This window comes from Pseudoalteromonas sp. MIP2626, assembly GCF_013414205.1.
In the GTDB taxonomy this organism is placed as follows: Bacteria; Pseudomonadota; Gammaproteobacteria; order Enterobacterales; family Alteromonadaceae; genus Pseudoalteromonas; species Pseudoalteromonas nigrifaciens.
Genome location: NZ_JAATTW010000086.1, coordinates 1 through 6556 on the forward strand (window position 1 = coordinate 1; position 6556 = coordinate 6556).

General features: G+C 37.9%; 4 protein-coding genes and 1 pseudogene. All 5 read right to left on the reverse strand.

Features of this window, described 5'->3' with window-relative positions; genetic code table 11:
• Window positions 1–175: 175 nt before the first annotated feature.
• Window positions 176–1456 carry a Vi polysaccharide biosynthesis UDP-N-acetylglucosamine C-6 dehydrogenase TviB gene (gene tviB, locus HC000_RS17880; protein WP_179808357.1) on the reverse strand — a complete coding sequence of 427 codons (1281 nt, stop codon included), beginning with the start codon at window positions 1454–1456 and terminating at the stop codon, window positions 176–178.
• A 235-nt stretch (window positions 1457–1691) separates the two neighbouring features.
• The gene (locus tag HC000_RS17885) at window positions 1692–3920 is read right to left on the reverse strand and encodes a polysaccharide biosynthesis tyrosine autokinase (protein ID WP_179808358.1); all 2229 of its coding nucleotides are present in this window, start codon (window positions 3918–3920) and stop codon (window positions 1692–1694) included.
• 14 nt (window positions 3921–3934) lie between these two features.
• Complete coding sequence (locus tag HC000_RS17890) at window positions 3935–4369, reverse strand: low molecular weight protein-tyrosine-phosphatase (protein WP_179808359.1); 435 nt, start codon at window positions 4367–4369, stop codon at window positions 3935–3937.
• Between the two features lie 13 nt (window positions 4370–4382).
• Window positions 4383–5504: a polysaccharide export protein gene (locus HC000_RS17895; RefSeq protein ID WP_179808360.1), complete on the reverse strand. Its 1122-nt coding sequence runs from the start codon at window positions 5502–5504 to the stop codon at window positions 4383–4385.
• Between the two features lie 798 nt (window positions 5505–6302).
• Window positions 6303–6404, reverse strand: a pseudogene (locus HC000_RS17900) (UTP--glucose-1-phosphate uridylyltransferase); the annotation flags it as partial.
• Window positions 6405–6556 lie beyond the last annotated feature (152 nt).

Below are 6556 nucleotides of genomic sequence, written 5' to 3' on the forward strand. Positions count from 1 at the left end.
AGGTTCTAGGTTCTAGGTTCTAGGTTCTAGGTTCTAGGTTCTAGGTTCTAGGTTCTAGGTTCTAGGTTCTAGGTTCTTCAAAAAGTATTGAGACATCTACTTTATATTCAAACACTTTCTAGGTTTATTATTATCCCTAGTACCTTTAACTTCCTAGCACCTAGTACCTATGTTTTTATAAACGCATGTCTACGTCTTGCTTAGGTAGTACATATTTTAGGTCATAGAGAACATGCTGCGCTTTACCTAGCGCTCGTATTTGTGCTGCGCCCATTTCTTTAAACTGGTTATGACCTACAGCAAGAACTATTGCGTCATAATTATCTTTTTTATACTCTGCAGTTATCGCTAAATCGTATTCATGCTGTGCTTCATCGTTTGAACACCATGGGTCTACAATATCTACGTTAATATTGTATTCTTTAAGCTCGCTGACTATATCGACTACTTTTGTATTACGTAAATCTGGGCAGTTTTCTTTAAAGGTTAAGCCCATTATAAGTACGTTTGCGCCATCTACATGAATACGCTTTTTAAGCATATTTTTAACCAGTTCTGATACTACATGCTTACCCATACCATCGTTTAAACGACGGCCAGCTAAAATCATCTCTGGGTGGTAACCTACACTTTGTGCTTTATGTGTTAAGTAATATGGATCAACACCGATACAATGCCCGCCAACTAATCCTGGACGAAATGGTAGGAAGTTCCATTTAGTACCGGCTGCTTCTAATACTTCGAGCGTATCGATACCTAGTTTATTAAAAATAATCGATAGCTCATTAATTAAAGCAATATTTACATCACGCTGTGTGTTCTCAATTACCTTTGCAGCTTCGGCCACTCTAATAGAACTTGCTTTATGTGTGCCGGCCGTAATTACTGATTTATAAAGTTGATCAACTTTTTCAGCTATTTCTAGATTCGAGCCTGACGTTACTTTTAATATGTTAGTTACGCGGTGCTCTTTATCACCTGGGTTTATACGCTCTGGGGAGTAGCCGGCAAAAAAGTCTTTATTAAATACAAGTCCAGATACCTGCTCTACTACCGGTAAACATGCTTCTTCGGTTGCACCTGGATATACTGTTGATTCATAAATTATTATGTCGCCTTTTTTAACCACTTTACCCAGCATTTCACTGGCTTTAATAAGTGGTGTTAAATCAGGTTGTTTATGCTCATCAATTGGCGTTGGCACGGTAACAATGTATACATTACAGCTTTCAAGATCTGATACTGTATAAGAGAAATTAAGCTGTGGAGAATCTTTAAGTTCTTCATCGCTAACTTCAAGTGTAGAGTCGTGGCCGGCTCGTAACTGTGCAATTCGACCTTGATTAATATCGAAGCCTGTTACTGGGTATTTTTTACCAAACTCAACTGCCAAAGGAAGGCCTACATAACCTAAACCTATAATGCCAATTTTTAGGCCCGTTAATAAGTCGTGCATTTTAATAATCTCTTTTGTTTAATTTTAAAATACTATCAAAGTAACGTTAATCACATTACCTTTACTTTTAGTTCTAGGTTAATCAGTTTCAAGTTAAAGCGCGTAACATTGTAATTTCCCTCGTATTGACCCTATTTCCTGAGAAAACCGCATAATTTAAGATTTTAGCGCGGTATAAAACCGCACTTATCTATGAGCTTCAAAGTTAAAATAACTTACGACTTTCACCTTATATTTATGCATCACTCTTATACTCATAATTATAGTAACCGTAATAGCCATAAGCGTTACTCGCTTTTTTAACAACGCCATTAAATACAACACCTCTTACATCTATACCATTTTGCTCAAAGCAATTGCGGGTTAGTTCTATCTCTCGTAAATGGTTTTGGCCAAAACGTGCAACTAATAACGTTGTACCAACATGAGCGCTTACTATTGCAGAGTCGGTTACTGCAAGTATTGGTGGGGTATCAATAATTACTATATCGTAAGCTACGCTAATCTCTTCAACCAGTTTACTAAAGTTACTATGCATTAATAACTCAGAAGGGTTTGGTGGTATTTGCCCTCGCGTGATTACATTTAAGTTTTCAACTCTGGTTGGCTTAATAACTTGCTCTAGATTCAAATGCCCTGATAAGTAATCACTTAAACCATTATTCCACTTTAAACCAAACGGCGTTTGCAAGTAGCCTTTACGCATATCGGCATCAATAATAAGTACTTTTTTACCACTTTGCGCTAGTACTACTGCTAAATTAACCGATATGAACGACTTACCCACACCGGGGCTTGGGCCCGATATAGCTATGATATTATTTTTAGCTTCCATCATCGCAAAATGCAGGCTGGTACGTAAGCTGCGTAATGCTTCAATTGAAAGGTCAGCTGGGTTATCAACTGCGAGTATGTTTTTAGCTTTATCTGCTTTACTTTTACGCTCTTTAGCAAAACCGGTTAATTTATCTTGATACTCCGAATAGGGAACGCTTGCATATACAGGCAACCCTAGTGCCTCTATTTCGCTTGGGTCTTCAACACCTTTATGAAGTGCTTTTTGTATAATTACTATAGTTATTGACAGCAACGCACCTAAAATTGTTGCAATCACTACGATTAATGGCTTTTTAGGCTTTATTGGGCCTGTTGAGTTTAACTCTGCTGAGTCTATTATGCGTACGTTACCCACAGTTCCTGCGCGAACTATGTCAAGCTCTTGAGCCTTGCTTAAAAGCAGCATATAAATTTGATTATTTACCTCTACGTCGCGCCTAAGACTCAATAGCTGCTGCTGAGTCGCTGGTAAATTGCCAACTTCTTGTACAAGCTGCTCTTTTTGCTTTTTCATCTCGTTTATTTTTTCAACTAAGCCTTGGTAAAGTGGATGTTCACTTTTAAACTTTCGACTTAACTCTAAACGCTGCAGGTCTAGATCTTGTAACTTCGTATCTAGCGTTACAACGCGATCGAGTACTGATTGTGTTTCTAAGCTTATATCAACAGACTGTTGTTTAATTTTGTAATTATTGTACTTAGCTTCTGCAGCTTCAAGCTGTTTTTTTATCTCTGGGAGTTGTACTTTTAAAAAGTCTAGTGAACTTTGCGCTTCTTCACTATTACGCTCAACATTTCGGCGTACATAAATTTGTGCAATCTTATTTATTACTTGCTGAGCATAACCAGGTGATTTATGTAACATTTCAAGGGCGATTATACCCGTACTTTTACCTAGCTCACTCGCTATTAAACTGTTTTGTAAAGCCAAAATTGTGCTATGGCGATTTTTGCGAACAATTAAAAATTCAGTACCTGGCCGCGCATTAATACTCTTTACTGTTAGCGTAAAATTACCATTGGTTAGCTCCTCGCCTACATTACCTTTTAGTATTTGCTCTTCATTGCTATTTAATAAAGCCACAGTATCGTCATCAGTCGCTTTTAAAATAAAAGTTTTGCCTATAGCCGATTTAGGTACTTTAAACCTAAACACATCTATAGTCTCTCCTCCCCAAGCATAACTATCTGCACCATATTTAGGTTCTGCTAATTGATTTGGTTTAATTGCTGAAAAAGAGTTGTATGCATTTTCTCCAATGTAAGGAAAAAATTTAGGGGTAGCAACTACATCAAGCTGAAGTCTATCTACTGCCTCACCTATTATGCTTCGCGATTTTAGTAATTCAATCTCTGCAGTTGAGTTACTCGACGATTCAAACATACCACCAACGTCTGCTAATCCCGGTACATTTGAGCCTGAGCTTTCTACCTGCAAAATTGAGTTAACTTGATAAATAGGTGTCGAGTATTTTGCGTAAACAATCCCCATAAGCATGAATATTATTGTAACGCTTAGTACTAAAAACTTCCGGTCAACTATGGCGCCTACAAATACCATTAAATCTATATCTTGTACATTTTCAGTTTGTTTATTTGCTTGAGTTGTACTTGGCTGAGAATTCATTAATTAGCCATTCCTTATAAATACTTTTGCCAAGCGCTGCATGCGCTGTCAATTAATGTGTAAACGTGTTCGAACGCTTCAATACTTTTACGGTAAGGATCAGGAATTTCTTTATCGTCAATCCACTTTCCTAATAGAAATGTTTTACCGCGGGCTTCAGGGTAACGGCTAAATAGGTCGGTAAGGTGACGGTTTTCCATCACTAATATCACACTATTTTGTGCAATCAATTGTGAGTTTAATTGCCTTCCTTGGTGGTTATCCATGTTAATACCATATGGCTCGGCAACTTGTTTAGCTATGCTATCTGCCGATTTACCTTCAAGTGCGGTTAAACCAGCTGATGACACTGCAATGTTTTTATTTGCTAATTTACTTTTTAATACATATTCAGCTGTAGGACTGCGGCAAATATTACCTGCACACACCACTAAGATAGAATCAAACATATTAATGCCTCTCTTAGTTAACTGCCGTAACACTTGTATCTATAACATCTACCGCCTGAACACTTGGCAATAATAAGCTAAGCACTTTATTCCAACGAGCAAGCGGAGCTGAAGTGACATAAACAATATCCTGCGGCTGTAGCTCAAACTGCTCTGCTAAAACTAAAGCGGTTATATTCTTTGCATGTAATTGATAAATATCTGCGAGTATACCGTCGCGCTCTAAATTGCGCTTGCGTAATACAAATACACCATTAGCATCAGATGTATTTTCGTTTAATCCACCTGAACTACTTAATGCGTCAGCTAAACTCAAACCATAACGGTTTAACTTAACTAAGCCAGCTCTTTTCACCTCACCCAATACATACACACTTTGTTTATCATTTCGATTCACATGCACAATATCACCATGCCGCAATAAACGATTTTGTGAAATATCTCCTTGAGTATAAAAATTATCTAATTTAATGGTTTCGGTTTTTCCATCATGTATGTATGTAACCGTGCGCCAATCAGCAGCATTACTTAAACCACCCGCTTGGTTTAGCGCATCTATAAGTGTTAGTGGTGTTTCAGTAATTGGGTATACGCCAGGCTGCTTTACTTCACCGGTTACATAAGCTTTCTGGCTTTTAAAGGCAACAATTTTCACGTCAACTTGCGGTTCTTCGATTACACGGCTTAAACGCGTTACTAACTCTTTACGTACTTGTGGAATAGTTTTACCTGCGGCTTGCACATTAGGTGCATATGCAAAAGTAATTGTACCATTTTCTTGTACCCTAAAACCATCAAACTCAGCAGTACGTTGAGTTCCAGCGGGTATTGTAAGCTCAGGGTGATCCCACACCCCTATTGTTATTACATCACCAACACCTAATTTATATTCGTAATTACTGGTATCAATACTGGTTAGGCTTGATGGCGCTTTAATTTTTGGCTGTAATTGTTTTTGCTGAGCGATTAGCGCTGAATCTATTAGTTGAATATTAACTTTTTCGAGCTCTTGCTCTAAATTTTGTGTTTTCTCGTTAGATTCAATGCCTTCGTAATGGCTGCCAGGTATTATTGTACAGCCTGTCATTGCTAAAAATGCGAAAGAGGTAATGAGTGATTTACAGCGTAACGCCATTGTGCAGAATCCCAGTGTTTTTTAAATATTATAATTGTCCATCACACTCGATGGGTACTTATTTTGCGCAGTAATTAAAGCATGGATATAAAAAAAAAGATAGGTTCTAGACTCAAGGTTATATAGCCTTTAACTTACTACCTTCTGCCATATCAGTAACGCTTGCCCCAGCTTAGAGGAAAAACTTTATTTATATAGTTCTTCAGACACGCTCCACGTTTCAGTTCGTCGCAGAGCTCCTCTCGCTCCAGCTAGACAAGCAAAACTATTTGCTTGTCTAGCCCTTAGGGCACGCTTCCGCCCCTAGGTTGCAGTTCCTACGTACTGATGCCGCTTAAATTTTGATATTTATAAGCGAGATTAAAACTACAATTACAAATTGCATAAAGGTTATTGTATTTTTTGTTTTGGCTCGTCGCTTTTACCTTGCGTTACAGCACTGAGAATTGATTTTTGTGACTGGCTTTGGAGAAGTGTATTTTTTTTATTTATTACGGGATACTCCGATTTATTTCGAGGTTTACTGGTAATAATACTCGCTTTCCATAGCTATCTGCACATTAAATCAATTGCAGTATATACAACATCAAACTAAATGAGCGCAAAATTATACCTGATGCAGTCCACATGTAAATGACTAATTAAAGGACAGGTTTAAATATAAAAGGGCTGGTAAAAAATAATATACCCTGTTCTAAAGATCACCCTGTTCTATATACTTAGGTGGGCATTTTAGACTTCAGTACAGTAATAAATCATGTATCTAGCGGCAATTACTCGCTTGGTTCATCATTCATACAGTACCACCACAAAATCGTCATTACCTATAATAGGCTTTGCGCACAATACAGCATGGCCTAAACCTTTAGCTTCACCTTGCCGTACATGCATTATGGTTACTGCATATTCCGGAGCATCGTGAACAGTGATTCCGGCCCATCGTGAACACCCGTTCTGGTTTTAGCGTGAACGCTCATTCCGGTTTTATCGTGAACACTTTTGACTGATTTTCCGGAATCGGTGTTCACACCAAACCAGTACAATTTCAACGC

Coding starts and splice junctions, on each gene's coding strand:
- tviB (WP_179808357.1), bottom strand. CDS start 1,456: ATGCACGACTTATTAACGGGCCTAAAAATTGGCATTATAGGTTTAGGT.
- HC000_RS17885 (WP_179808358.1), bottom strand. CDS start 3,920: ATGAATTCTCAGCCAAGTACAACTCAAGCAAATAAACAAACTGAAAAT.
- HC000_RS17890 (WP_179808359.1), bottom strand. CDS start 4,369: ATGTTTGATTCTATCTTAGTGGTGTGTGCAGGTAATATTTGCCGCAGT.
- HC000_RS17895 (WP_179808360.1), bottom strand. CDS start 5,504: ATGGCGTTACGCTGTAAATCACTCATTACCTCTTTCGCATTTTTAGCA.